Consider the following 21,678-nt stretch of genomic DNA (forward strand, 5'->3'; position numbering starts at 1 on the left):
GCTTGTCCGGCAAACGTCGACGAGGCCCCTGGCATGTCGCCGTTTGTCGGACTCGTGAACTTTCAGCAGATTTGAAACTTTGGCGAAGGCTAGCCTATGCTTCCTGACGCGCCTGGAACCGGCCGTCGGCTGCGATCCGTCGGAGTCTCACTCCTCGGCGCATCGACAACGGAAGGTTCCCCATGCGATACGCCCGTGTGCGCTCACTTCGCCGAACTGTGGCGCTGAGTGGATTGGTCATTGCCGCCCTGGTAATCGGCGGATGCAGTAACAACGACACCGCAACCGAATCGAGCAGCAGCGACTTCGAAACCGTCACCATCGAAAGTGCGCTCGGAAACGCCGTCATCACCGAAAAGCCCGAGCGAATCGTGACTCTCGGCATGGGGTCGGCGGAGACCGTAATCGCGCTCGGCACGATCCCCGTCGGCGTCGAAAAGTACGCATGGGGCAGCGACGACACCGGGTATCTGCCGTGGGTCCACGAAGCGGTCACGAAGCAAGGTGGCGAACTGCCAGAGCAGTTCACCGGCGGAACCGATCTCAACATCGAGGCGATCATCGCTCTCGAACCCGACCTGATCCTCGCCCCGTGGTCCGGCATCACACAGCAGCAGTTCGACTCACTCAACGCGTTCGCGCCGACCGTCGCCTACGCCGAGAGCCCCTGGACCATCACGTGGGAAGACCAGATCAACGTCATCGGCAAAGCCATGGGCGAATCCGAGAAGGCGACAGCCGAAATCGACAAGATCAAGTCGCAGTTCGCGGAATCGACTGCAGCACATCCGAACTACGCCGACGTCAGCTTCTCCTTCATCTACAACACGGGCCCAGGAACCCTCGGCGTCTTTTTCGCCGAAGAGCAGCGTGTGGCCATGGTCCGCGCACTTGGCCTGCAGGTGGATCCCGTCGTCTACACCTTGACGGAATCTGAAGGAACAGACTCCGCCGTCATCGGCCTCGAGAACGCAAACCTCCTCGACAAGTCCGACCTGCTCTTCACCTTCTACTCGGACCCGGCCAACCGGGCCGAGATCGAAGCGCAGCCCGCTTACCAGGCAATCCCCGCTGTGGCTCGGGGAACTGTCATCGCTCCGACCGAACAGCCCTTCGTCACCGGTTCCTCGATGATCAACCCTCTGACCGTGCCCTGGTCGCTCGAGCGCTACGTGCCGATTATCGACGAGGCAATCGCGAAGCTGAACAAGTGATGTAGATCAGCATCGTGCGATCGAGAAGCCCGCGTCCTATTCGGACGCGGGCTTCTTGCCGTCGCGTTCAGCTTTGAATCGCATCCACTCACTGCTCAGCATGCGATTGTCGATGATCCACCCCATGTAATCGCGCATGTTGAGCACACGAATGTACGCGGGACCGTTGGGGTTTGCGTACTGCAGGGCCTCGGTCGCAAGCTTGCGTTGATTCTCGAGATATACGTGCTCTGTTTCGAGGAATCCGCCCCACACGTCGGAATCCATGACGTAGTAGTGAGTCCGATCCCGAGGCTTGCGCGTGAGCTTGACGAACCCCCGGTCGATCAACCGACGAATGTAGGTGGACACCGATCCGCGACTTGCTCCGAGTGCCTGCGCCAACTCTTCGGCGCTGACCCCTGGCGACTCGCTGATCAACAGATAGCCCGCAATACGTCCTTCGATGCGGGCCCCACCGCCGGACTGCCAGTACACGGAGAACTGGTCGATGAACCAGGTGGAGAAATCGTCACCGCGAGCAGGGCTGGCATCGCCCATTCGTTGAGCCTCCGACGTCTCTGGGTACGAACAATTCGCCACTATTGTGCCAGCACCACCGTCACCGAGCCGAAATCACCAGCCCTGGAGTGGTTGCGATGAACTCGAGCTGTTCGATTGTCAAAGGCGACGCCGATGTGGAGCCAGCCGATGTCACGAACTGGGTCACCACTACTGTTTCGCCGGAGGGGTGAACAACCCGGACCGTGTCATCGCCCGAGCCATCGGGATCGACCAGGCGAGTCACGGTGGTGGAGCCTGGCAACGTCAGTGTCTCACCCGGTTCCGGCACAGCGGTACCAACTGATATTTCGACATCGCTGCTGCCGTCCGCTGTCGAGGCGACGATCCGCTCGCACACTCCTCCCTGTCCGTAATCATCTGGAACCAACGAACCGAGCGGGCGCTCCAAAGTGACGCCTGCCGCGCCGAGATCCTTCCAACGTGCATCGAGCAACTGATTCAGTCGGTCGATATCCATGCGCGACGCAGGTGGACCGGCATTCACAGAATCGGTGTAGCAGGATGCCATCGGCGGCGGCGTCGAGTCTGGAACCGGCGCAGTCACCGCAAGCCCCGGCGCGGTCGCTAACGCGATCAGTTCGTCCATCGTCAAGAGCGGGGAAGCATCCGACGAAGTTCCGGTCGACGTGTCGACGCTGGCAACAACCCGGGATCCATCACCGAGATACGCGACGACTCCGCGCTCGCCCCCGACTTCCGAACCGTCTGTGTCTTCGAAATCGGCTCTGTCCTCGAAATCGGCGATGTCGAGCACTGTTCCGTTTTCGAGATGCTCCCGCCGATCCACCAGACCCTCCAAGCACGGCGGCACCGGCTGATCCCATGCACGCACCTGAACCGAGATATCCGCAGTCCGCCCGACGCGAGTCAAGGTTCCCTTCGCCGACGTAGAACCGCTGAACTCGATCGGGTCGACCCCGTCAGGAAACGAGGCACCCCGGTAATTCTGGATCGGCGCAAACTCGAGCGATTTCGATGGACTCGCAAATGCAACGTCGACATCGGAAGGCAGCGATTCGAGTAGTGCGTCGCTCATGGCGGTGGCCTTCGGTCCCGAGAACCATGGATAGTCCGGGTCGTCATAGCCGGGCTCACCGGCAAAACCGTAGTTGATACGCACCGGCGGACCCGGCGATGCCACCGAATCGCAGCCGGGAATCGACGCGCCCGTGTCTTCGTTCGTCACCGCCGCGACAACAGTTCCCAAGGCGACGATCGAGACGATCACCAGCCCGTCACGCCAGGTCCATTGCTCGCGGCGACGGTTCGACTCGTGTGCGGTGCGCCCAGACATTTCTCGATCATTGCCTACCACAACAACTACGTCGCTATCCGACATACCCGCTGAGGTCGTAGATCGTGGAATTTCCCACCGTTGTCGACGTGAAATTCGCTTCGACCCATTCCTGGATGACACTCGACGTGCTGTCCCCGCTTTGGCCCTCTCGCTGGCTTCCGCCCTGGCCACCGGCAATGTAGTAGTGAATTTTTCCGTCTGCCACGTACTGGATGAATTGATCCAATGTCGGTGCGGGATCGGAACTCCAACCGCCGATCGCCATCACCGCGGTATTGCTGGCCAACTCGTAGGTTGCTGCGCTTTGCGAGCCGTTGGTCGCGGCCGACCACGTGGTGCCCGCATTGACCAGCATTGCCGTCAACTCGGAAGTACTTTCACTGCCGCTACTCAGTTCTTGCCCGTTCGACGCCGGATTTACAGTCGCGTCAGAAGAATTCGGCGGAGCGTCACCGTTTTGCAGCTCTGGGCCCCCACCCATACCTCCTCCCCCGCCGATTCCGGAGTCGGACACGGCGCCGGTCGGTCCGGCCGTCGGGATGGACCCACCGTGCGCTGTTGCGGCAGTGGCAATCGCGTAAGACGCAGAACCGGTTATCCCTGCCAACGATCCAAGAATCAATCCAGCGACAGCGAGCTTGCGAAATCGATCCTTAGCTCCCACGAGAACCAGGATCGCGCCGACGACAGTGCCTACCAACAGAATCCACTTCAGCATCGGCAGCCAGTCGGCATTGCGGTGCAACAACACCCAGCTCCAGATTCCTGCGGCCAGCATCGTCGCAGCCAACCCGCAACGTCCGATCCAACGGGCACGGACCAACCACAGAGCGTATCCACCGGTCCCGATCATCCCCGCGACGGCGGGCGCCAGCGCAACTGTGTAGTAGGGGTGGATCGTGCCGGACATGTAGCTGAAGATCAGGCCGGTAACGAGAAACCAGCCACCCCAAAGGATCAACGACGCACGGACAAGATCTGTGCGCGGTGCGCGCCCACAGGCGAGCAGGCCGAACACCAGCGCAATCAAAGCCGCAGGAATAAGCCAGGAAATCTGGATACCCATCTCGCTGCCGAACAGCCGTTCGAGTCCGGCACTTCCCCCGAAGCTCGAACCTGCACTGCCACCGGCCATTCCGCCACCGCCACCGGTGCTCCCGAAAAGTCGACCCAATCCGTTGTATCCCACTACCAAGTCCATGACGCTGTTGTTGGTCGATCCGCCGATGTACGGGCGAGAATCAGCGGGCCACAGCCACACTGCCAACACCCACCACCCAGCCGATATGACAACGGACGCAGCACCGATCACCAGGTGGACCAGGCGAGTCCGCAAGCGCACCTGTCCGGCGATCAAATACGCGGCACCAAATGCAGGCAACACCATCAGCCCTTGCAGCATCTTGGTGAGAAAGGCAAACCCCAGCGCTACTCCTGCGAGCGCCACCCACATAGCGGCTCGACGACCTATCGCCGTGCACATGGCGCGAATAACGAAGTAGCCGGCGAGAGTCATGAGCAGAACCAACAGTGCATCAGGATTGTCGAACTTGAACATCAGGGCGGCAGCGGGCGTAGCTGCCAAAACAGCTCCCGCCACCAAACCCGCAGCGGGCGACGCCACTCGTTTGACGGCCGCGTATACGAGCGCAACCGATCCGATGCCCATCAATGCCTGCGGAACTAGAAGGCTGGCACTCGAAAATCCGAAGATTCGTCCGGACACACCCATGACCCACAATGAAGCGGGCGGTTTGTCGACAGTGATGAAATTCGAGGTATCGAGGGAACCGAAGAACCACGCTTTCCAATTCTGGGAGCCGGCCTGCGCCGCCGCAGCGTAGAAGGTGTTGGCGTAGCCACTCGCAGTCAGATTCCACAAATACAGGACTGCCGTTGCCGCCAACAGGATAGTCAGCGCCAATCCTGTACTGCGCCTGCGGAACCACGACGGCGAGGGCTCCGCGCGATGGGCAGTTGGTGCCGGCCGCCGAGGCGGGGCCGGATGCAGAACGGCGGTCATCAGGAAGTCCCTTCACGAGTTACTGTCCTGCCAACGATCGCGTCTCCAACCCTGGCGGCACTGGGAGCCGCCTGGAAAGTTGCTGTGAATGGATCAGGTCAGGGAGCGCTCGAACAACACGACACTGAACCAACCGGTGTCGGCATCGTCTCCGAAGTCACGACGCCCGACCTCGGTAAAACCGGCGTCCAAATAGTAGCGACGCAATCGCACGTTGGTTTCTACACAATCGAGCCGCAGGTACTGCGCGTTCTCCTGCGCGGAACGTCGATGGGCCCAGCCGAGTAAGCGTTCGCCCATCGAGGTTCCCGAGAATTCTCGATCGATGACCAATCCGTGCACGTAACCAGCACGCTCGTTCGAATCGGGCCAGACCACAGGGTCCGACCAGATCAACCGCAGGGCGCCGACAATCCTCGACTGCGCCCGATCTCGCGCAACAAAGAACTCCCCTCTCGAAATCTGCTGCTCGACCTGCTCGACAGACACTTCACGCGGGCGCCACTGGATGATTCCGCGTTCTGCCAACCAGTCTTCTGCCGCATGCCGCAGCGCCAGAATCTCCGGCCCATCGGTCTCGACCGCTTGCACAACGTCCACAACCATATGACCTCCCCCATATCTGCAGCCGTTCACAACAACACGGCCTCCAGGCCCCAACCCGGGTGTATCTCCGAGTTGAAGCCTATCGGCGTGAAGTTGTGCGCCTGAACGGGTGTCACCACTCAGTCAGGTTTTGAATGTGGTGTTGGCCGGCCTCGGTTGCTGCTGCGGGTCAATCGAGGGTGGTGGGATGAACCACGGTTTGTTGTCGGCGCCTATTCGGATTTCCCATTTCCCGACGAACCCGGATTTTCGGTGCATCAACCGATGATGTGAACGGCACAGCAGGACCAGATTGTTCATCACCGTCGGGCCACCGTTCGCCCAGTGCCGGATATGGTGCGCATCGGTCCACGCGGGCACACATGTGCAACCCGGGAACGCACAGCCCTTGTCTCGGGCAATCAACGCCACTCGCTGTTCGGCGGTGACCAACCGTTTCCCGGGTTTCGCATCCAAGGGCGCGCCGTGATCGTCGAGCAGAACGGTGGACAGGAAACAGTCACACCCGAGGAGCCTGGTCTGCGATACGGACAGTGGTCCGAGCCACGGCATGTGCCCGACATCAAGATCAGACACAGCCACTCCACCATCAGCCATGGAGGGTGTTGCGGCGCAGTCCCGATGCTCAGCGAGATCCCGAGCGTTGATGTGCACGTTCACGTGCGGGCGTTGGCCACCATCGGTACCGGTTTTCGCGCAGTCCAGATACCGGCGGATCAGTTCCGTGAACCCGTCCGCGGTCCGTTTCGCCGCCGACCGAGAATCCGGCGTCCCATCCGGTGCCGGGGTCGGCATCGTCAGATTCGACAACGCCGACAGCAGCATTTCACCGGTCAGGGCATCGAAATCCCCACGCACCACCACCCGGCCATTGAGCGTCGAAGCAATCCGCAACTCATTGAGATCGACATCCTCGGCGGGCGGGATCTCATCCGATTCGAACAACCTCTCCAACGTCGCAATCACGTTCCGCACCTTCGTCGTCGTCGCCTCCACACCCGACGCAGCAGCCAACAACAAATCGATGCACTTCGGTAGCGCCTCCTCCGGCATCCCCTTCGGCGGTGACTCACAGAACGCCACGATCAACACGGCATGCTCGAACGAGCAATCCCCGCCATCGAACCGAGCAGCCACCGCCGGAAACGGCCGCAAAGCCGCACCCAACGCGGCGATCTTCTTCCCGTCCCGAACCTGCAGCATCGTGTTCGCCGCCAACCACGAACCGACACCGCGGCTGGCAATCACCTGATCATCCGGGCGCAACGACAACTCGTCCACCACCGCCACACGCACCGCCTCGAGGCGCAGAATCTCCGCACTCGCCTCGACAGCAGCAGCAGCACGCAACTCAGAAGCAGACAACTGCCACAACCGTCCGCGTAACCCCACCGCAGAACCAGACACCACATCCGACAACAAGACGCTCATTGAATCCCCCGATCCCCTCCCCAAATCATACTCGAACACCCGTTCGAGTCAAGAGTGGTAGACCTCGAGCGCCCGCGCTACCGATTCGTCACCCGCAGGTAGCAACGGCAGTCGCACATTGGGAGTCGGAATCTGTCCCAACGCATGCAATACGCCCTTGATCACAGTCGGGTTCGGTTCGGAAAACAGAGCTCCGGACAGCTTCGACAAACTCCGCCCGAGGTCACGGGCGCCGTCCACATCGCCACTGTCCCAAGCTTTTACCAAGCGGACGAACTCAGCGGTCGACACATGAGCGGACGCCAAGATGCCACCGGCCGCACCCAAGGCCAGAAGAGGCGCGAGAAACAGATCATCCCCCGCCAGTACGGCGAAGTCGCCTGGAAGATCCGCGAAGAGTTCGACGGCAGCTGCGTCGATACCGCCCGCGGCATACTTCACACCAACAACCCCGGGCAAAGTACCCACCTCCTGCATAGTGCCGCTGTCCAGATCGCACGCAGTTCGGTACGGCACGTGATAGACGATCAGCGGCACTGGGCTCGACGACTGCAGATGCGCGAAATGCGCCACCACACCGGCTTTCGACGGCCTCGTGAAGGAGGGAACCGGCACCAAGGCCGCCGAGACCTCAGGCCACCGAGCCAGCCTCCCGAGCGCCTGCGCACTGCCCGCCGTGTCGTTACTGCCCGCGCCGACGATCAACGTCGCACCTCTCGCACGGCACACATTCGCACAGATATCCAGAACGGTCACTCTCTCCTGTTCGGTGAGTGTTGCGGCTTCCGCTGTAGTCCCCAGCGCAACGAGTCCGACCGCACCCTCGGAGAGGACCTGGTGCGCAAGCTGTTCGAGTGCATCGGTTGCAATACGACCGTCGCTCTCGAAGGGCGTGATCAGTGGAACATGGATTCCGGCCAGGTCAACTCGAGTCGTAGTCATAGAACTCAGCCTCACCGAACAAACCTTGTAGGTCTAGTTCGCATTTCCATCGTCGAGCGTAAGCTGAGCTGATGCTCGATGTTCGCCGACTGAAGCTCTTGCGCGAACTAGCGCTGCGCGGAACCATCGTTGCCGTTGCCGAGGCGCTGTCGTTCAGTCCCTCCGCGGTGTCGCAGCAGTTGGCCGTCCTCGAACGTGAAGCCGGCGTGCCGCTGCTGGAACGAACAGGCCGTCGCGTCCGACTGACACCCGCCGGTGAGAACCTCGCACGTCATGCCGAAGCCATCCTGCAACGCCTGGAGCAGGCGTCAGGTGAATTGGTCGACGCACGTCGTGGACTGGCGGGGCCGCTGCGCATCGGAACGTTCCCGACCGCGGCACGGGCGATCCTCCCGGCGGCATTGATCGCCCTGTCTCGCGAGCATCCCGGGTTGGAACCGATGGTTTCGGAGATCGACCCGGCGGACGTCGCCGACGACCTACGAGCTGGGACTCTGGACTTGGCATTGATTCACGACTACGACTTCGTCCCTCGCCCCACCGAACCGGGCCTGACGACATTGCCGCTGTGCAGCGAAGCCGTGTACCTCGCTTCGAGTGACATCGAGTCAGATTCCCACGACGCTGTCGCATCGCTGACCGACTGCGTAGAACGTCCCTGGATTACCGCAATTCCCGGAACTGCTTGTCATGCAATGACTATTCGCGCATGCCAGGCAGCTGGATTCACCCCGAAAGTGCGACACCACATCGACGAGTTCGCCACCGTTCTCGCCCTCGTCGCTGCGGGACAGGGTGTTTCGCTGGTTCCTGAACTCGGAGCAATCCATCCGCCGCTAGGTGTGCGCCTGACGCCGATGCCCATTCGACGAAGGACGAAGATTGCACACCGAGCGGGCTCCGACGCTCACCCGGCGGTCGCAACCGTGACAAACGCGCTTCGCTCGGCCGTCCCACAACTGCTGGACGCCGAGCAATAGCGGCATCTACATGTCGAGCCCGAGGTCGAGGACCGTCACCGAGTGTGTCAGGGCACCTACAGCGAGGTAGTCGACGCCGGTTCGGGCGTACTCTGCGGCAACGTCGATGGTGAGACCACCGGATGACTCGAGTTTGGTTTCTGGAGCAACAGCGTCTCGGCGCTGGACCGCGATCTGCGTCTGCCACAGCGGGAAGTTGTCCAGCAGAACAAGTTCCACGTTCTCCGCCAGCACCTGATCGAGCTGAGTGAGGTTGTCGACCTCAACTTCGCACTCGATGTCCGGGGCGAGCTCACGGACCGCACGAAGTGCTGCGACCACCGAACCGGCAGCAGCAACATGGTTGTCCTTGATCAACGCCGCGTCACCCAATCCCATACGGTGGTTGACGCCTCCGCCCACGTGGACTGCATATTTCTGCAGAGAACGCAGTCCGGGCAGCGTCTTTCGGCTGTCCCGCACTTTGGCACGAGTGCCGGCGATGGCGTCGACCCACTGTGATGTCGCCGTGGCGATTCCCGAGAGATGGCAGACGAGGTTGAGCATCGTGCGCTCTGCCGTGAGAAGTCCGCGGGTGGGCGCGACAACGGTGAGCACCGATTGACCTGGCGCAACCCGAGTTCCGTCGGCCACCCGATCAACGACCTCGTAGTTACCCGCGCCGATCACCTCGTCGAGAACAAGCAGTCCGACGTCGATGCCGGCGACAGTACCCGAGGAGCGTGAGACGACCGACGCCTTCGCGACCGCATCGGCGGGAACCGTTGCGGTAGAAGTGATGTCGGGTCCATAGCGCAGATCTTCGTCCAGAGCGAGCCTGACCAATGTGAGCAGCTCGTCACGGTCGAGCGGCGCGGGCAGGATCTTCTGCTCGGTCATCAATGAACTCCTGTCAACAACATGTCGGGTATTTCGAGCGCTCCGTCGGCACCCATCTTGATCCGAGTGCTGCGACGCTGATTCGGATCTGTTTCAGGATAGTCGGTGCGGGTATGGCAGCCACGGCTCTCGGTTCGCGCCACGGCCACGTCGACCAATGCAGTCGCGGTCAACGTGAGCGCCGCGTCTTCGAGGTCCGGAGCAGCCACCGCCACTGTCTGTTCGGCGTCGGCAAGCGCGGCTCGCGCAATCTGGAGACCGCCTCCGTCGCGAACCACCGACGCGTGTGCCGTCATGACGGACTGCACGGTCTCTCGCGGCAGGATCGGCATCGGCTTGCGCACCACGTTGACCACTTCGGCATGAACCTCGCGACGCTCGGCAGCTGCGATTCCTGCACGCTCCCCGACTACCAAACCCTCGAGAAGGCTGTTGGACGCAAGACGATTCGCGCCGTGCAATCCCGTGCGAGCCACTTCGCCTGCTGCGTAGAGACCAGGCACTCCCGTTCGTCCATGGACGTCGGTGGCGACTCCGCCGCACGAATAGTGCGCGGCCGGAGCGACCGGAATTAATTGGGTGCGTGGATCGATGCCCGCTTCGAGGCAGGACGCCGTGATGGTCGGGAATCTCGAATCGAAACCGTCGAGCTTGCGAGCGTCGAGATAGGCGTGATCAGTGCCGAGATCGCGTAGGCGTGCTGCGATTGCCCTCGAGACCACGTCACGCGGGGCGAGATCACCCAGCGGATGAACACCTGCGGTGACCGAATCACCGCTGGTGTCGACAAGAATCGCGCCCTCGCCGCGGACCGCCTCACTGATCAGGGGTCGGCGGCCTACCCCGCCCGGAGTGAAGAGCACCGTCGGATGGAACTGAACGAACTCCAGGTCCGCAATCGCCGCACCGGCTTCGAGTGCCAACGCGATTCCGTCGGCAGTCGCTCCGGGCGGATTTGTGCTGCAGGCATACAGCTGACCGAGTCCGCCGGTAGCGAGCAGCACCGCGGGCGCATGGATCACTCCGAGGCCTTCCGGCGAGGAGACGATGAGTCCGCACACCCCACGCCGGTTGGTCACCACCTGGACTGCCGCTGCACCGAACAGAACGGGGAGCCCGGCAGCATTGAGAGCCCGCTGCACTTCCGCGCCAGTGGCGTCGCCGCCGGCATGGATGATCCGACGCGTGCTGTGCCCACCCTCGCGGGTGCGCGACACCTCGCCGTCTCGCCCGCGATCGAAGACCGCTCCCAACGCGGCCAGCGCAGCAACAGCGTCGTGACCAGCTTCGACGATGGAATAGACGGCTTCCTCGTCGCACAAACCGACGCCGGCCTCACACGTATCCGAAACGTGCGACTGGACGGAATCCGTATTCAGATCGTCGACGACCGCGATGCCGCCCTGCGCGTACTGAGTCGCGGTGTCCGTCGGACCGCCCTTGCTGACCGTGAGTACTTTCAGTCCCCGCAGGGAAGCGGTGCGCGCAGCGGTGAGGCCCGCGACACCGCCTCCCACGACGACCAGGTCGGCATGAGCCTCCCAGGCGAAACGCCCGGCAGGGCTGGTCACTCGCCGCCGCCCGGATTACCGATCTCGATCATGCGCTGCACCGACTTCTGTGCACGCTTGGCCATCTCGAGATCGACGTGGACCTCGTCCTTGCCCTCGAGAAGGCAGCGAAGCAACGCGGCAGGCGTGATCATCTTCATGTACGGGCACGACGCGCGGTCGTTGACGGCCTGGAAATCGACGTCGGGCGCTGCCTTGCGCAACTGGTGCAGCATCCCGATCTCGGTCGCGACCAGAACCTGCTTGCTCTTGGTGACGCGGGCCGCGTCGAGCATTCCGCCGGTGGAGAGAATCTTGACCTTGTCCGCGGGGACCGCGCCTTCACCGGCTAGGTACAGAGCCGAAGTAGCGCAACCACATTCAGGGTGCACGAACAGCTCGGCGTCCGGGTGCGACTTGGACTTGGCCGTCAGCTCGTCACCGTTGATGCCGGCGTGCACGTGGCACTCACCAGCCCAGATCTGCATGTTGGTACGGCCCGTCACGCGCTTGACGTGAGCTCCCAGGAACTGGTCCGGCAGGAACAGAACCTCGCGGTCGGGATCGATCGAGTTGACCACGTCGACGGCATTGGACGAGGTGCAGCAGATGTCGGTGAGACCCTTCACCTCTGCGGTTGTGTTCACGTACGACACCACCAGCGCGTTCGGGTTGTCGGCCTTCCACTCACGAAGCTGCTCGGCATTGATCGAGTCGGCCAGAGAGCAGCCGGCTCGCTCGTCCGGGATCAGCACGGTCTTGGACGGCGACAGGATCTTCGCGGTCTCGGCCATGAAGTGCACACCGCAGAAGACAATCGTGTCCTCGGGCGCCTCGGCAGCGATTCGTGACAGCGCCAGGGAGTCACCGACATGATCGGCGACGTCCTGAATCGCAGGCAGCTGGTAGTTGTGCGCAAGAATCGTCGCGCCGCGTTCGCGAGCCAGACGTTTGATCTCAGCGGCCCACTCGGGGGTCGCTTCGACTCCGTTGTATCCGCCGGGGCCGTCGTGAATCTGCGAGGCCGATCCCTCCCATAACGTCGTGGTCGTCATGGCGTTCTCCTTCACCGTGAACCCGGGCTCGTCACCCAGTTCAAATCCGGACGGGCTGGCCCGGATTTCCGTATTCGAGGTTTTCGACTTAGGATCGAAAACGTGCCCAATAGTAACACCACCCACGAAGTGCTTGCAGCGGTGTTCCAAGTTCGCACCTTCCCCGCAAGCATCGCCGCAGGTGACGGCGATCACTGCCCGCAAGGGCGTGAAGAGTTGGCCGTGCTGCTGTGGCAGCGTGCACTCAACCCACAGAAGGGCACGTGGTCCCTGCCCGGGGGCACTTTGCGCGACGACGAGGACCTGACGACCTCCGCTCGACGACTCCTCGCCGAGAAGGTCGACCTACGAAAGGTCGCCCACCTCGAACAGCTCTCCGTCTTCAGTGATCCACAGCGCGTGCCGGGTCCGCGCCGCATCGCGTCGACCTTCCTCGGACTCGTTCCCCTCAGCGCCGACCCACAACTGCCACCGGACACGGCCTGGCACCCCGTTTCGAAGTTGCCGGAGATGTCGTTCGACCACGGAACCGTCGTACGGCACGCGCGCAATCGACTCGCCGCGAAACTCTCGTACACCAACATCGCATTCGGGCTGGCCCCGGAAGAGTTCGCGATGTCGACACTGCGCGAAATCTACTGCGCTGCCCTCGGTTACCAGGTCGATGCCACCAACTTGCAACGCGTGCTGGGGCGTCGAGGCGTTCTGACTCCCACCGGCAACACCGCACCGTCCGGCAAGTCGGGTGGACGTCCACCCGCCCTGTACCGTTTCACCGACTCCACCTTGCGGGTCACCGACGAATTCGCCGCACTACGGCCGCCAAGCTGACACCGATCGCACTGTCAGGCAACAGCTTCGAGACTTCCGCGTTGCAACCACACCGAGGTCACGGCGCCGGCCGGATCGATGACCCGGTTGATTACACCGAACCGAGTCGTCACCCGATCGAGAATCCGATCGGCCTGCCAACGATCCGTCGGATCGGCGACAATCGCAAAGAAGCGATGGGCAGGTTTTCCCGCCATGACGCGAACCAATTCGGTGACCGTCCGCGCCGTGACTGCCACGCTCCAACCAGCGTCGAGAAACTCGGCGGCCGTGCGCGCACCGTGCTCGAATCCGATGTCCGTGACAAGTACAACTCCCCTGTTGGGGGCGATCTCTGAAACACTCATTGCCGAACCTCCACTCGGAATCAAACTTCTTGACTCCTATGTAAGTCCGCAATCTTGTGCTTCCCTTGTGCTGGTTCTGTGAGAACTCTGGGGAATTGCGCGCCCCACCTCAGACAGCCCTGGAAAGGCCCGCCCAGAAGACCGTCGAGGCCGCGTTCACCACCTCGCCCACCGGCACGTCGCCCAACATTCCGCCCGCAGCAAGCGTCGCGACGCCGTGGAACGTCGCAAAGGCAACCAGCGCAATGCTTTCCGGATCACCGGCGGCAATGTCACCGGCGGCCTGAGCTTCCGACACGAGCCGGACGGTCAGGTCCATCGTCGCGTGCCCCGCGTTGACGACAGTTTCGGCGGCGCCCGGCGCATGCTTGTTGCTGTACATCAGAGAGAGCAGGCCCGGATGCTCCAGCGCAAAATCCACGTAGGCATTGGCGAGCGAGGAGAACCGGGCCCTCGCGGTCGGTGGAGCATCCGCGACTGCCCGCTCGAGCGCACCGGTCATCCGATGGAATCCACTTTCGGCCAAGGCATCGAGCAAAGCCTGGCGATCACGAAAGTGCTTGCCCGGAGCCGCGTGGCTCACGCCCGCCTCACGCGCGAGTTGCCTCAGCGACAACTTGTCGACGCCATCTCGTTCGAGTGTTGCTTCGGCCGACGCCAGGAGTTCCTGTCGCAGGCTGCCGTGATGATACGGCTGTTCGTGGGCGGGCATGGTGGCACCATATCAAAATGTTGTCATTGACAACTATGGTGTCAGTGCCTACATTTGGGATCACCCGAACCGAAGGAGCCACCATGGCCATCGACGTAGCCGGAACCACCGTCCTCATCACCGGAGCCAGCGCTGGGCTCGGAGTGGAATTCGCTCATCGCTTTGCCGCTCGCGGCGCAAACCTGGTTCTGGTCGCCAGGCGGGCCGACCGCCTCGAGGCACTCGCCACCGAACTCCGTGGCGCCCACGGCATCATCGTGACAGTCCTGCCCGCCGACCTGGCCGCACCCGGCGTCGGTGCATCGCTGCACCAGGAGCTGACAAACCGTGGCATCACCGTCGACTCGCTGATCAACAACGCCGGATTCGGAACACACGGGGCATTCGTGGACGAAGATCTCGAGCGCGTCACGTCCGAGATTCAGCTCAACATCGCCACGCTGGTCGAGCTGACACACACATTCCTGCCCGACCTTCTCACCGGCCGCGGAGCACTGGTCAACATCGCCAGCACAGCGTCGTTCCAGCCGACACCGGGCATGGCCGTCTACGGCGCGTCCAAGGCGTTCGTACTCAACTTCACCGAAGCACTCTGGGCCGAAGCTCGCGGCAGCGAATTGACTGTATTGGCGGTGTGCCCCGGTCCGACGCGCACCGAGTTCTTCGACGTAGTCGGCTCCGAAGACGCAGCGGTCGGGCGAATGCAGACGGCAACTCAGGTGGTGGACACCGCTTTCCGAGCACTGGATCGACGCAACGCGCCGCCGACCGTCGTATCGGGACTGCCGAACTGGGTGTCCTCGATCAGCACTCGCTTCGCAACCCGCCGGTTGGGCGCGCTGATTTCCGGGCGACTGTTGGGTGACGTGCGAATGAAAGCCGAAACCAAGCGCTCGTCGACCTCTGCGGCGTAGCGACGCAACAGTTACGGAAGTTTCGGCTGGCTTTCGACTTCGGCCTGTTCGGTGTCGGTGGCCGGATCCCCAGATTCCGGATCCCCGGATTCCGGGTGGTCCCCCACCCCGAGGTCGTCGTACGGATTGAGCACTGCAAGAACCAATGTCACGACGCACGCCGCGAGCGGCTGAAACAGAAGCACGAGCAAAGTTCCGACGTTCGGGGCCCGCGCAATGATCTCCCCGACCGCCGGATTGTCGGCCGTGGGGAAACGCAGTTTTGTCACGCCCGAACCCACGAGTGCCATCAGTCCGGTACCTGCCACTGAACCGACTATCAACCCGCCCAGGGCATAAGGACCTCGACTCAGGCGTGCCAACCAGGCCGCCACCGCCGACAGCACACCGACGATCAGTGCCAGCCAGATGAACATGGCGCTCGCGTCGAACTGATGAAGGCTCTCACCCGTCAACGCGACGCCGCGCCCCTCGGACACCACCAAGAGGTGCTCGGCCGGAGCCAAGAACGCCCACAGCACACCGACGAGCACGCTCACGCCCGCAATGGTTGCGGCGATCACGATCGCGGTGCGCAGACGAATCTGCCGAAGAGAGATCACACAGAGTGACGCTACCTGCGGGCGACGTCGATCGAGTCGACGACACCGTGTCGGGAGCATTTCGCCCACCATCCGTCAGGGCTGACCTGAACGATCATGCGGCGCCCGCACTGCTCGCAGAAGCGAGGAGGCTCGAGCCCCATCGACGCCGCAGTCGGCGTCGGATCGTCGACGCCGTCGACGATCCGACGCCCGGTGAACGGGTTGTACCGCTCCTCGGTCACCGGAATGCTCACAGAGTGTCGTTCAGTGCTTTGATCGGCATCTGCAGATCCACCAACAAATCCAGATCCTTCTCGGCGGGACGTCCGAGGGTCGTCAGATAGTTGCCGACGATCACGGCGTTGATTCCGCCGAGGATGCCCTGCTTGGCACCCAGGTCGCCGAGAGTGATCTCGCGTCCACCCGCGAAGCGCAGGATCGTGCGAGGCAGCGCGAGACGGAATGCCGCCACGGACTTGAGCGCCTCGCTGGCGGGCAGCACGTCCAGATCACCGAACGGGGTACCCGGACGCGGGTTGAGGAAGTTGAGCGGGACCTCGTCCGGCTCCAGTTCAGCCAGGTTGGCCGCGAATTCTGCGCGCTGCTCCAGCGATTCACCCATGCCGAGGATTCCGCCGCAGCACACTTCCATGCCTGCTTCACGAACCATCCGAAGCGTGTTCCACCGCTCTTCCCACGAGTGCGTGGTCACGACGTTCGGGAAATGCGACTTCGAAGTTTCCAAGTTGTGGTTGTACCGGTGCACACCCATGGCGGCCAGTTGGTCGACCTGCTCCTGGGTGAGCATGCCGAGCGAGCAGGCGATCTGGATGTCGACCTCGTTGCGGATCGCCTCGATGCCTGCGGCAACCTGAGCGAGCAACCGGGCGTCGGGTCCGCGGACGGCGGCCACGATGCAGAACTCGGTAGCGCCCGACTTCGCAGTCTGCTTGGCAGCTTCCACCAAGCTCGGGATGTCCAACCACGCCGCGCGAACCGGCGACTGGAAGAGTCCGGACTGCGAGCAGAAATGGCAGTCCTCAGGGCAGCCGCCCGTCTTCAGGCTGATGATGCCCTCGACCTCGACCTCCGGTCCACACCACTTCATACGCACATCGTGGGCGAGAGCCAGCAGGTCTTCGAGCCTGTCGTCGTCGAGTCGGAGTACGTCGAGCACCTGGCTTTCGGTCAGGCCAACTCCTCTTTCGAGAACTTGCTCGCGCGCCTGGTCGAGGATGTCGACCGTCGCAGGGGCCGTGCTAATCGGGGGCGGGGTCACAGACGTCTCCTTCGAAACCAGCAAAATTGAACACCGTACAAGTTGAACGGTGTTCACGTTAGAGACGTGGTGGAATACTGTCAAAGGCGGGTCCGATCGACATTCGATCGAAAGCGCTCCACAGCGGGACGAAACGAGGGGAGCAACAAGTGCAGTTGCGACGCGGCGACGTGCTGGACGGCGCCATGGCGATACTCGACGAGTTCGGACTTGCCGACCTCACGATGCGCAGGCTCGCGACCTCACTAGGTGTCCAACCCGGCGCTCTCTACTGGCATTTCCCGAACAAACAGACCTTGCTCGGCGCGGTCGTCGACAAGATCCTCGAAGACCTCGACGCCCCCGTTGACGCGGACACGTGGCAAGAGGCGTATTCCGAACTGGCACACAGACTTCGGTCTGCCCTACTGGCGCACCGCGATGGCGCCGAGTTGGTCAGCGCCACCTTCGCTTCGCGGATGACGAACAGCAAGGTGCGCGAGCATTTCGTACAAGCCGGGCAAGAATCCGGTCTCTCACGCGAGCACGCCCAACTCGCGGCGTACGCCCTGCTGTATTACGTACTCGGCCATACCGTGGACGAGCAGTCCCGAGCGCAGATGGAAGAAATGGGGGCACTTACCCGAGCACCCATTTCCCCCGACTCCCCCGAGGTGATCGGCGGCGGTTCCGACGAGGACCTCCTCGACGGCGATCCGACAGTGCGCTTCCAGTTCGGCCTGGACCTGTTCATCGACGGCATTCGCACTCGCCTGAATTCGATCCCCGATTCAACGCCCATCGAATCGGCTCTACGACACTCCTGACAGTCGGAGTACTGCAGTAGTGCCGGCCGCGACAATCACCACGACCACCAACGGCGCCTTGAACCAGGCGCAGATGCCTCCGGCCACCACGCCGAGCATCCGCGCCGGCCCCGCAACGTCATGCCCGGTGAATACCGTCGATGTCACAACCACTGCGAGCAGCAGCACCACGACAGCACGATCGAGGGTTTTCTCGACAAAAACCGAAAGCTTCACCCGAGCGCGGAGCAGAACGCCACTTGCCCGCAAAGCGTAAGAACCGCAAGCGAACACGACGATACCGATCCAGACCGACGCGGTATTCATCGAACCTTCTCCCGGAACGGTATCGTCACCGCGATACTCAGCAGCGCAACGAGCGGAGCGGTACCCGACGGCAGGAACGGCGACGCGGCCACCGCGACTGCTGCACCGATCAGGGCGGCAAGCAGCGTCACCTTTTCCTTCAGCGCAGGCAAGACAAGGGCCAGAATGACAACCGGAAACGCGGCATCCAATCCCAACGCGCCGGGGTCTCGGACGACTCTGCCGAGCAGCCCGCCCAGGAGAGCTCCGATCGGCCACGACACCGCGATCCCGATCCCACAGAACCAGAAGGCCGCACGCTTCTGCTTCACCGAGCCCTGCGCCATGGCAACCGCGACGCTTTCGTCGTTGACCAGGTGCGCGCCGACCAACTTGCGCCAGCCCGAGCCCCTGCGCCAGCCTGAATCCGTGTGGCGAGCCTCGCCGAGAAAAGATCCCGCTGCCAATCCGTAGGCGAAGTTTCGGGAGTTGATCAGCAAGCCGGCTATAACTGCAGCGACGGCGCCGCCTCCGGCCGCGATGATTCCGATGAACAAGAACTCCGAAGACGCTCCCAGAACGAGTACAGCCAACGCCAAAAGCTGCCACAACGAGAATCCAGCCGATCCTGCCGTCACACCGTAGGACACACCGACGATGGCCACGGAGAGACAGATCAGCACGCTCACCCGAACCGTGTCTCGATCAACTGTTCGCCATAAAGAACGCATGTATTCTATGTTGAACGAAGTGACACCGTTCGTCAAGTAGAACGATCGATCGGAGAATCGAACGATGCCCAGTAATGAAACGGATACAGCGGAGACTCCTCAGAAACTGGTCGCCGTCGCACTCAAACGCGAACGTGCCCGAGCAGGCTTGAGCCTTTCGGAGGTCGCCCGGCGCGCCGATATCGCCAAGTCCACACTCTCCCAACTCGAATCCGGACTCGGAAATCCGAGCCTCGAAACTCTGTGGGCACTCGGAAACGCATTGGGTGTGCCGTTCTCACAACTCGTCGACTCTCAGGCACAGACCGTTCAGTTGATTCGAGCCGGAGAAGGTCCCGCGATTGCGTCGGCAAACGCGTCGTACATCGCGACGCTCTTGGCGCCGAGCCCAGCGAACGCACGACGCGATCTGTATCGGATAGTCGCCGAACCGGGCGAGCCGCGTATTTCCACTCCGCATGCACGCGGCACCACCGAACACGTCGTGATCGGCACCGGACGGGCGGAGGTCGGGCCCACTGCAAATCCGATCGAACTCGGACCGGGCGATTATCTTGCTTATCCCGGCGACGAGGAGCACATCTTTCGGGCGCTCGAACCAGGGACGACAGCGATCTTGGTGTCGGAACACACCTGAGCCGCGATGAGTTTCGCCGCTGCGGGAAGTCTGTATCTGGGAGGTGACGTGGCCAGAGCCTCGATTGCCGACGACAGTAACGACCGACAGCAGGAGGACCCATGTCCGGATCCAGCATCAGCAGCATTTTGCTCTCGAGCACCGACCCCGAACGCTTGCGCGACTGGTACGCCGAGGCGTTCGCCCCGAAGGTCGACCGGACTCCCGGCGAACCCGGCTACGACGTGCTCGACTTCAACGGTTTCTACGTGATGCTCGACAGACGCGACGACGTCGGCGAGACCAACCCCCAGCCGGGTCGCATGTTCCTCAACGTCGAAACCGACGACGCCCGGTCGATCGCACAGCGCATCGATACGCTCGGCGGAAACTGGCACGCTCCACTCGAAGAACGCGGGGGCAGTTTGTTCGCCACTGCGATCGACCCCGACGGAAACTACGTTCAGATCATCCAGTTCAGCGAGGAAGCCAGGGCCGAGATGGAATCCGGAATGACGGATTCCCAAACCACCTAGTCCGGCAACCGCTGGGAACGGAGATAGTCATGCTTACAGACACGAAAGCATTCAGCGGATTTTCGGTGACAGACATCGACTCTGCAAAGAAGTTCTACGGCGAAACACTCGGGTTGAAGGTAACCGACGGAGACATGGGACTGATTCGCCTACATCTTGCCGGCGGAACCGAGATCCTCGTTTATCCGAAGCCGAATCACGAAGCGGCGACCTACACGATTCTCAACTTCGTCGTCGACGACATCGACACAACCGTCGACCAACTGACCGCACGTGGCGTGGAGTTTCTCAAATACGACGGATTCCCCCAGGATGCGCGAGGCATCATGCGTGGCAACGGCCCCGACATCGCGTGGTTCACCGATCCCGCCGGCAATGTTCTGTCGGTGATCAAGGAGTCCTGACGCGCTTAACCGCTGAACAGCCGCGACTGCCGCTGTTCAGCGGTGTCGGTGTTGGAGCGTTCTGCTGCCGCAGTTTCACGCTCGGCAGCCAGTTGCTCGGCGCTTTTTGCGTCGACAACGGGCTCCGACGCGCTGAGGTCGGAAAACAAGCCACTGCTCGATTCGTTCACATGCCACCCTTTTGCCTGGTCATCGTTGCCGCGCGCAGATAAACCTGCGTTAGAGATCGGTCGATGGCTACTCAATTACTGCCGCCCGTACGGCGCCGACAAGACGCCGATGACTCAGCAGTTCTTCACCCAGTGTTGCACGCCTGTGTTTTCCACGAGAAATTCGGTCCAGACGGGTTGTCATCGCCCGCACGGCGGAGCAATGTGAAAGATGAGCGCGGAGCAGGTCGGCAGCACTTTCGTCGGACACCTGGCCCCTCAATTCACCGCACAATTTTTGGAGGAATCATGTTGGGAATTGCTTTGGGCCTCGGCAGCGCCGCTGTCGGAATCGGCCTCGGACTGCTCGGCGCAGGAGCGGGAATTCTGCTGAGCGACAAGACCGTCAAAACCGCACGACGTGAACTCACCGCCTGACGAGGGCGAGCCCACTGAATTTTTGGGCACTCGGGTCGGTATTCGGGTGAACGCCGCGATGCGACACCCCGCGCAGTGGGTGTTCGCACGGGCCGCGCATCGACGTGGCGTGCATACCGGCGTAGATGTTCCGACGAGCGCGCAGGACGTGCTCGACCGGTTGACGGCACTCCGAATAAGTACGTGGAGTTACGGATTCGACCACAAGTCGGTCCGTCACCTGGGTCCGATGGCGCAAGACTTTGCGGCGATTTTCGGCTTGGGATCCAACGCCCGCCGGATCTCCGCCGTCGACGCGAACGGCGTCTGCATGGCGAGCATCCAAGCGTTGAACCGCAAAATCAGTGCCCTCGAGACAGAAGTCAGCGCGCTCGAGAAGGACGTGAACAGACTGAGACGGGAAACGGGAGACACGAGCACGACTCGGAATGCATTGGAAACAAACAACAATCACATATCCACACCGCTCGACGAATTCGGTGGATCCACCGGTCTGTAGTTTGTT

Annotated in this window: 27 protein-coding genes; 10 read left to right on the forward strand and 17 right to left on the reverse strand. The window is 62.2% G+C overall.

The features are described 5' to 3' along the window. Positions 1-182 precede the first annotated feature (182 nt). Entirely contained in the window at positions 183-1,214 is a 1,032-nt protein-coding gene (locus M1L53_RS15370; protein WP_054187177.1) for an iron-siderophore ABC transporter substrate-binding protein, read from the forward strand. 36 nt (positions 1,215-1,250) lie between these two features. Here the strand turns inward: M1L53_RS15370 and M1L53_RS15375 are convergent, their stop codons facing one another. From M1L53_RS15375 to M1L53_RS15400, 6 genes are all read right to left on the reverse strand, one after another. Further along, positions 1,251-1,754, reverse strand: coding sequence for a GbsR/MarR family transcriptional regulator (locus M1L53_RS15375; protein ID WP_003942377.1), 504 nt, complete (start codon positions 1,752-1,754; stop codon positions 1,251-1,253). Between the two features lie 61 nt (positions 1,755-1,815). Beyond that, positions 1,816-3,072, reverse strand: coding sequence for a hypothetical protein (locus M1L53_RS15380; RefSeq protein ID WP_042925087.1), 1,257 nt, complete (start codon positions 3,070-3,072; stop codon positions 1,816-1,818). A 34-nt stretch (positions 3,073-3,106) separates the two neighbouring features. Next, positions 3,107-5,098, reverse strand: coding sequence for a glycosyltransferase family 39 protein (locus tag M1L53_RS15385; protein ID WP_083471153.1), 1,992 nt, complete (start codon positions 5,096-5,098; stop codon positions 3,107-3,109). Between the two features lie 93 nt (positions 5,099-5,191). Beyond that, a complete protein-coding gene (locus M1L53_RS15390; protein ID WP_054187176.1) occupies positions 5,192-5,704 on the reverse strand; it encodes a GNAT family N-acetyltransferase in 513 nt (170 codons plus the stop codon). A gap of 123 nt (positions 5,705-5,827) precedes the next feature. Further along, complete coding sequence (locus tag M1L53_RS15395; protein ID WP_142006209.1) at positions 5,828-7,135, reverse strand: HNH endonuclease signature motif containing protein; 1,308 nt, start codon at positions 7,133-7,135, stop codon at positions 5,828-5,830. 48 nt (positions 7,136-7,183) lie between these two features. Then, positions 7,184-8,077, reverse strand: coding sequence for a dihydrodipicolinate synthase family protein (locus tag M1L53_RS15400; protein WP_054186699.1), 894 nt, complete (start codon positions 8,075-8,077; stop codon positions 7,184-7,186). A 71-nt stretch (positions 8,078-8,148) separates the two neighbouring features. On the opposite strand from M1L53_RS15400, the gene M1L53_RS15405 reads away from it, so the two are divergent. After that, the gene (locus M1L53_RS15405; protein ID WP_042450126.1) at positions 8,149-9,057 is read left to right on the forward strand and encodes a LysR substrate-binding domain-containing protein; all 909 of its coding nucleotides are present in this window, start codon (positions 8,149-8,151) and stop codon (positions 9,055-9,057) included. A gap of 6 nt (positions 9,058-9,063) precedes the next feature. Here the strand turns inward: M1L53_RS15405 and nadC are convergent, their stop codons facing one another. From nadC to nadA, 3 genes are read right to left on the reverse strand one after another with little or no spacing between them, the layout of a single operon-like run. Beyond that, positions 9,064-9,936, reverse strand: coding sequence for a carboxylating nicotinate-nucleotide diphosphorylase (gene nadC, locus M1L53_RS15410; RefSeq protein WP_054186698.1), 873 nt, complete (start codon positions 9,934-9,936; stop codon positions 9,064-9,066). Further along, complete coding sequence (locus M1L53_RS15415) at positions 9,936-11,507, reverse strand: L-aspartate oxidase (protein ID WP_054186697.1); 1,572 nt, start codon at positions 11,505-11,507, stop codon at positions 9,936-9,938. Before M1L53_RS15415 ends, nadC begins: the two co-directional genes overlap by 1 nt. Continuing rightward, positions 11,504-12,541, reverse strand: coding sequence for a quinolinate synthase NadA (nadA, locus tag M1L53_RS15420; RefSeq protein ID WP_003941702.1), 1,038 nt, complete (start codon positions 12,539-12,541; stop codon positions 11,504-11,506). Before nadA ends, M1L53_RS15415 begins: the two co-directional genes overlap by 4 nt. 102 nt (positions 12,542-12,643) lie before the next feature. Between nadA and M1L53_RS15425 the strand changes: the two genes are divergently transcribed. Further along, the gene (locus tag M1L53_RS15425) at positions 12,644-13,372 is read left to right on the forward strand and encodes an NUDIX domain-containing protein (protein ID WP_007733069.1); all 729 of its coding nucleotides are present in this window, start codon (positions 12,644-12,646) and stop codon (positions 13,370-13,372) included. 14 nt (positions 13,373-13,386) lie between these two features. Here the strand turns inward: M1L53_RS15425 and M1L53_RS15430 are convergent, their stop codons facing one another. After that, on the reverse strand, positions 13,387-13,719 hold the full coding sequence (locus tag M1L53_RS15430) for a hypothetical protein (protein ID WP_003941794.1): 333 nt from the start codon (positions 13,717-13,719) through the stop codon (positions 13,387-13,389). A 109-nt stretch (positions 13,720-13,828) separates the two neighbouring features. Continuing rightward, positions 13,829-14,431, reverse strand: a complete 603-nt coding sequence (locus M1L53_RS15435) for a TetR/AcrR family transcriptional regulator (RefSeq protein ID WP_007733070.1) — start codon at positions 14,429-14,431, stop codon at positions 13,829-13,831. Positions 14,432-14,514: 83 nt separating this feature from the next. Here M1L53_RS15435 and M1L53_RS15440 point away from each other — a divergent pair, with 83 nt between their 5' ends. After that, positions 14,515-15,345: an SDR family oxidoreductase gene (locus M1L53_RS15440; RefSeq protein ID WP_054186696.1), complete on the forward strand. Its 831-nt coding sequence runs from the start codon at positions 14,515-14,517 to the stop codon at positions 15,343-15,345. 11 nt (positions 15,346-15,356) lie between these two features. On the opposite strand, the gene M1L53_RS15445 is transcribed toward M1L53_RS15440, so the two are convergent. From M1L53_RS15445 to bioB, 3 genes are read right to left on the reverse strand one after another with little or no spacing between them, the layout of a single operon-like run. After that, positions 15,357-15,947, reverse strand: a complete 591-nt coding sequence (locus M1L53_RS15445) for a DUF2567 domain-containing protein (protein WP_054186695.1) — start codon at positions 15,945-15,947, stop codon at positions 15,357-15,359. A gap of 11 nt (positions 15,948-15,958) precedes the next feature. Further along, positions 15,959-16,183 (reverse strand): hypothetical protein, encoded by a 225-nt coding sequence (locus tag M1L53_RS15450; protein WP_054186694.1) that lies wholly within the window; start codon positions 16,181-16,183, stop codon positions 15,959-15,961. Next, entirely contained in the window at positions 16,180-17,193 is a 1,014-nt protein-coding gene (bioB, locus tag M1L53_RS15455) for a biotin synthase BioB (protein ID WP_024487821.1), read from the reverse strand. The genes M1L53_RS15450 and bioB overlap by 4 nt, the downstream gene beginning before the upstream one ends. Before the next feature lie 164 nt (positions 17,194-17,357). Here bioB and M1L53_RS15460 point away from each other — a divergent pair, with 164 nt between their 5' ends. Then, the gene (locus M1L53_RS15460) at positions 17,358-18,014 is read left to right on the forward strand and encodes a TetR/AcrR family transcriptional regulator C-terminal domain-containing protein (protein ID WP_007733086.1); all 657 of its coding nucleotides are present in this window, start codon (positions 17,358-17,360) and stop codon (positions 18,012-18,014) included. Here the strand turns inward: M1L53_RS15460 and M1L53_RS15465 are convergent. Further along, positions 18,000-18,320 carry an AzlD domain-containing protein gene (locus tag M1L53_RS15465; protein ID WP_054186693.1) on the reverse strand — a complete coding sequence of 107 codons (321 nt, stop codon included), beginning with the start codon at positions 18,318-18,320 and terminating at the stop codon, positions 18,000-18,002. The two genes, M1L53_RS15460 and M1L53_RS15465, sit on opposite strands and share 15 nt — an antisense overlap. Then, on the reverse strand, positions 18,317-19,030 hold the full coding sequence (locus M1L53_RS15470) for an AzlC family ABC transporter permease (RefSeq protein ID WP_054186703.1): 714 nt from the start codon (positions 19,028-19,030) through the stop codon (positions 18,317-18,319). The genes M1L53_RS15465 and M1L53_RS15470 overlap by 4 nt, the downstream gene beginning before the upstream one ends. A 64-nt stretch (positions 19,031-19,094) precedes the next feature. Between M1L53_RS15470 and M1L53_RS15475 the strand changes: the two genes are divergently transcribed. From M1L53_RS15475 to M1L53_RS15485, 3 genes are all read left to right on the forward strand, one after another. Continuing rightward, positions 19,095-19,667 (forward strand): helix-turn-helix domain-containing protein, encoded by a 573-nt coding sequence (locus tag M1L53_RS15475; protein WP_054186692.1) that lies wholly within the window; start codon positions 19,095-19,097, stop codon positions 19,665-19,667. A gap of 101 nt (positions 19,668-19,768) precedes the next feature. Then, positions 19,769-20,182 carry a VOC family protein gene (locus M1L53_RS15480; RefSeq protein ID WP_054186691.1) on the forward strand — a complete coding sequence of 138 codons (414 nt, stop codon included), beginning with the start codon at positions 19,769-19,771 and terminating at the stop codon, positions 20,180-20,182. 29 nt (positions 20,183-20,211) lie between these two features. Beyond that, complete coding sequence (locus M1L53_RS15485; RefSeq protein WP_030537100.1) at positions 20,212-20,586, forward strand: VOC family protein; 375 nt, start codon at positions 20,212-20,214, stop codon at positions 20,584-20,586. Between the two features lie 5 nt (positions 20,587-20,591). On the opposite strand, the gene M1L53_RS15490 is transcribed toward M1L53_RS15485, so the two are convergent. Continuing rightward, positions 20,592-20,756 (reverse strand): hypothetical protein, encoded by a 165-nt coding sequence (locus M1L53_RS15490; RefSeq protein ID WP_180279628.1) that lies wholly within the window; start codon positions 20,754-20,756, stop codon positions 20,592-20,594. A 288-nt stretch (positions 20,757-21,044) separates the two neighbouring features. Between M1L53_RS15490 and M1L53_RS15495 the strand changes: the two genes are divergently transcribed. Both M1L53_RS15495 and M1L53_RS15500 read left to right on the forward strand, forming a co-directional pair. Beyond that, positions 21,045-21,173 carry a hypothetical protein gene (locus tag M1L53_RS15495; RefSeq protein ID WP_003941742.1) on the forward strand — a complete coding sequence of 43 codons (129 nt, stop codon included), beginning with the start codon at positions 21,045-21,047 and terminating at the stop codon, positions 21,171-21,173. Then, positions 21,157-21,672 carry a tail fiber domain-containing protein gene (locus M1L53_RS15500; protein ID WP_142006211.1) on the forward strand — a complete coding sequence of 172 codons (516 nt, stop codon included), beginning with the start codon at positions 21,157-21,159 and terminating at the stop codon, positions 21,670-21,672. The genes M1L53_RS15495 and M1L53_RS15500 overlap by 17 nt, the downstream gene beginning before the upstream one ends. The last annotated feature ends 6 nt before the right edge of the window (positions 21,673-21,678 follow it).

The organism is Rhodococcus sp. T9N (assembly GCF_024436645.1).
GTDB lineage: Bacteria > Actinomycetota > Actinomycetes > Mycobacteriales > Mycobacteriaceae > Rhodococcus_F > Rhodococcus_F qingshengii.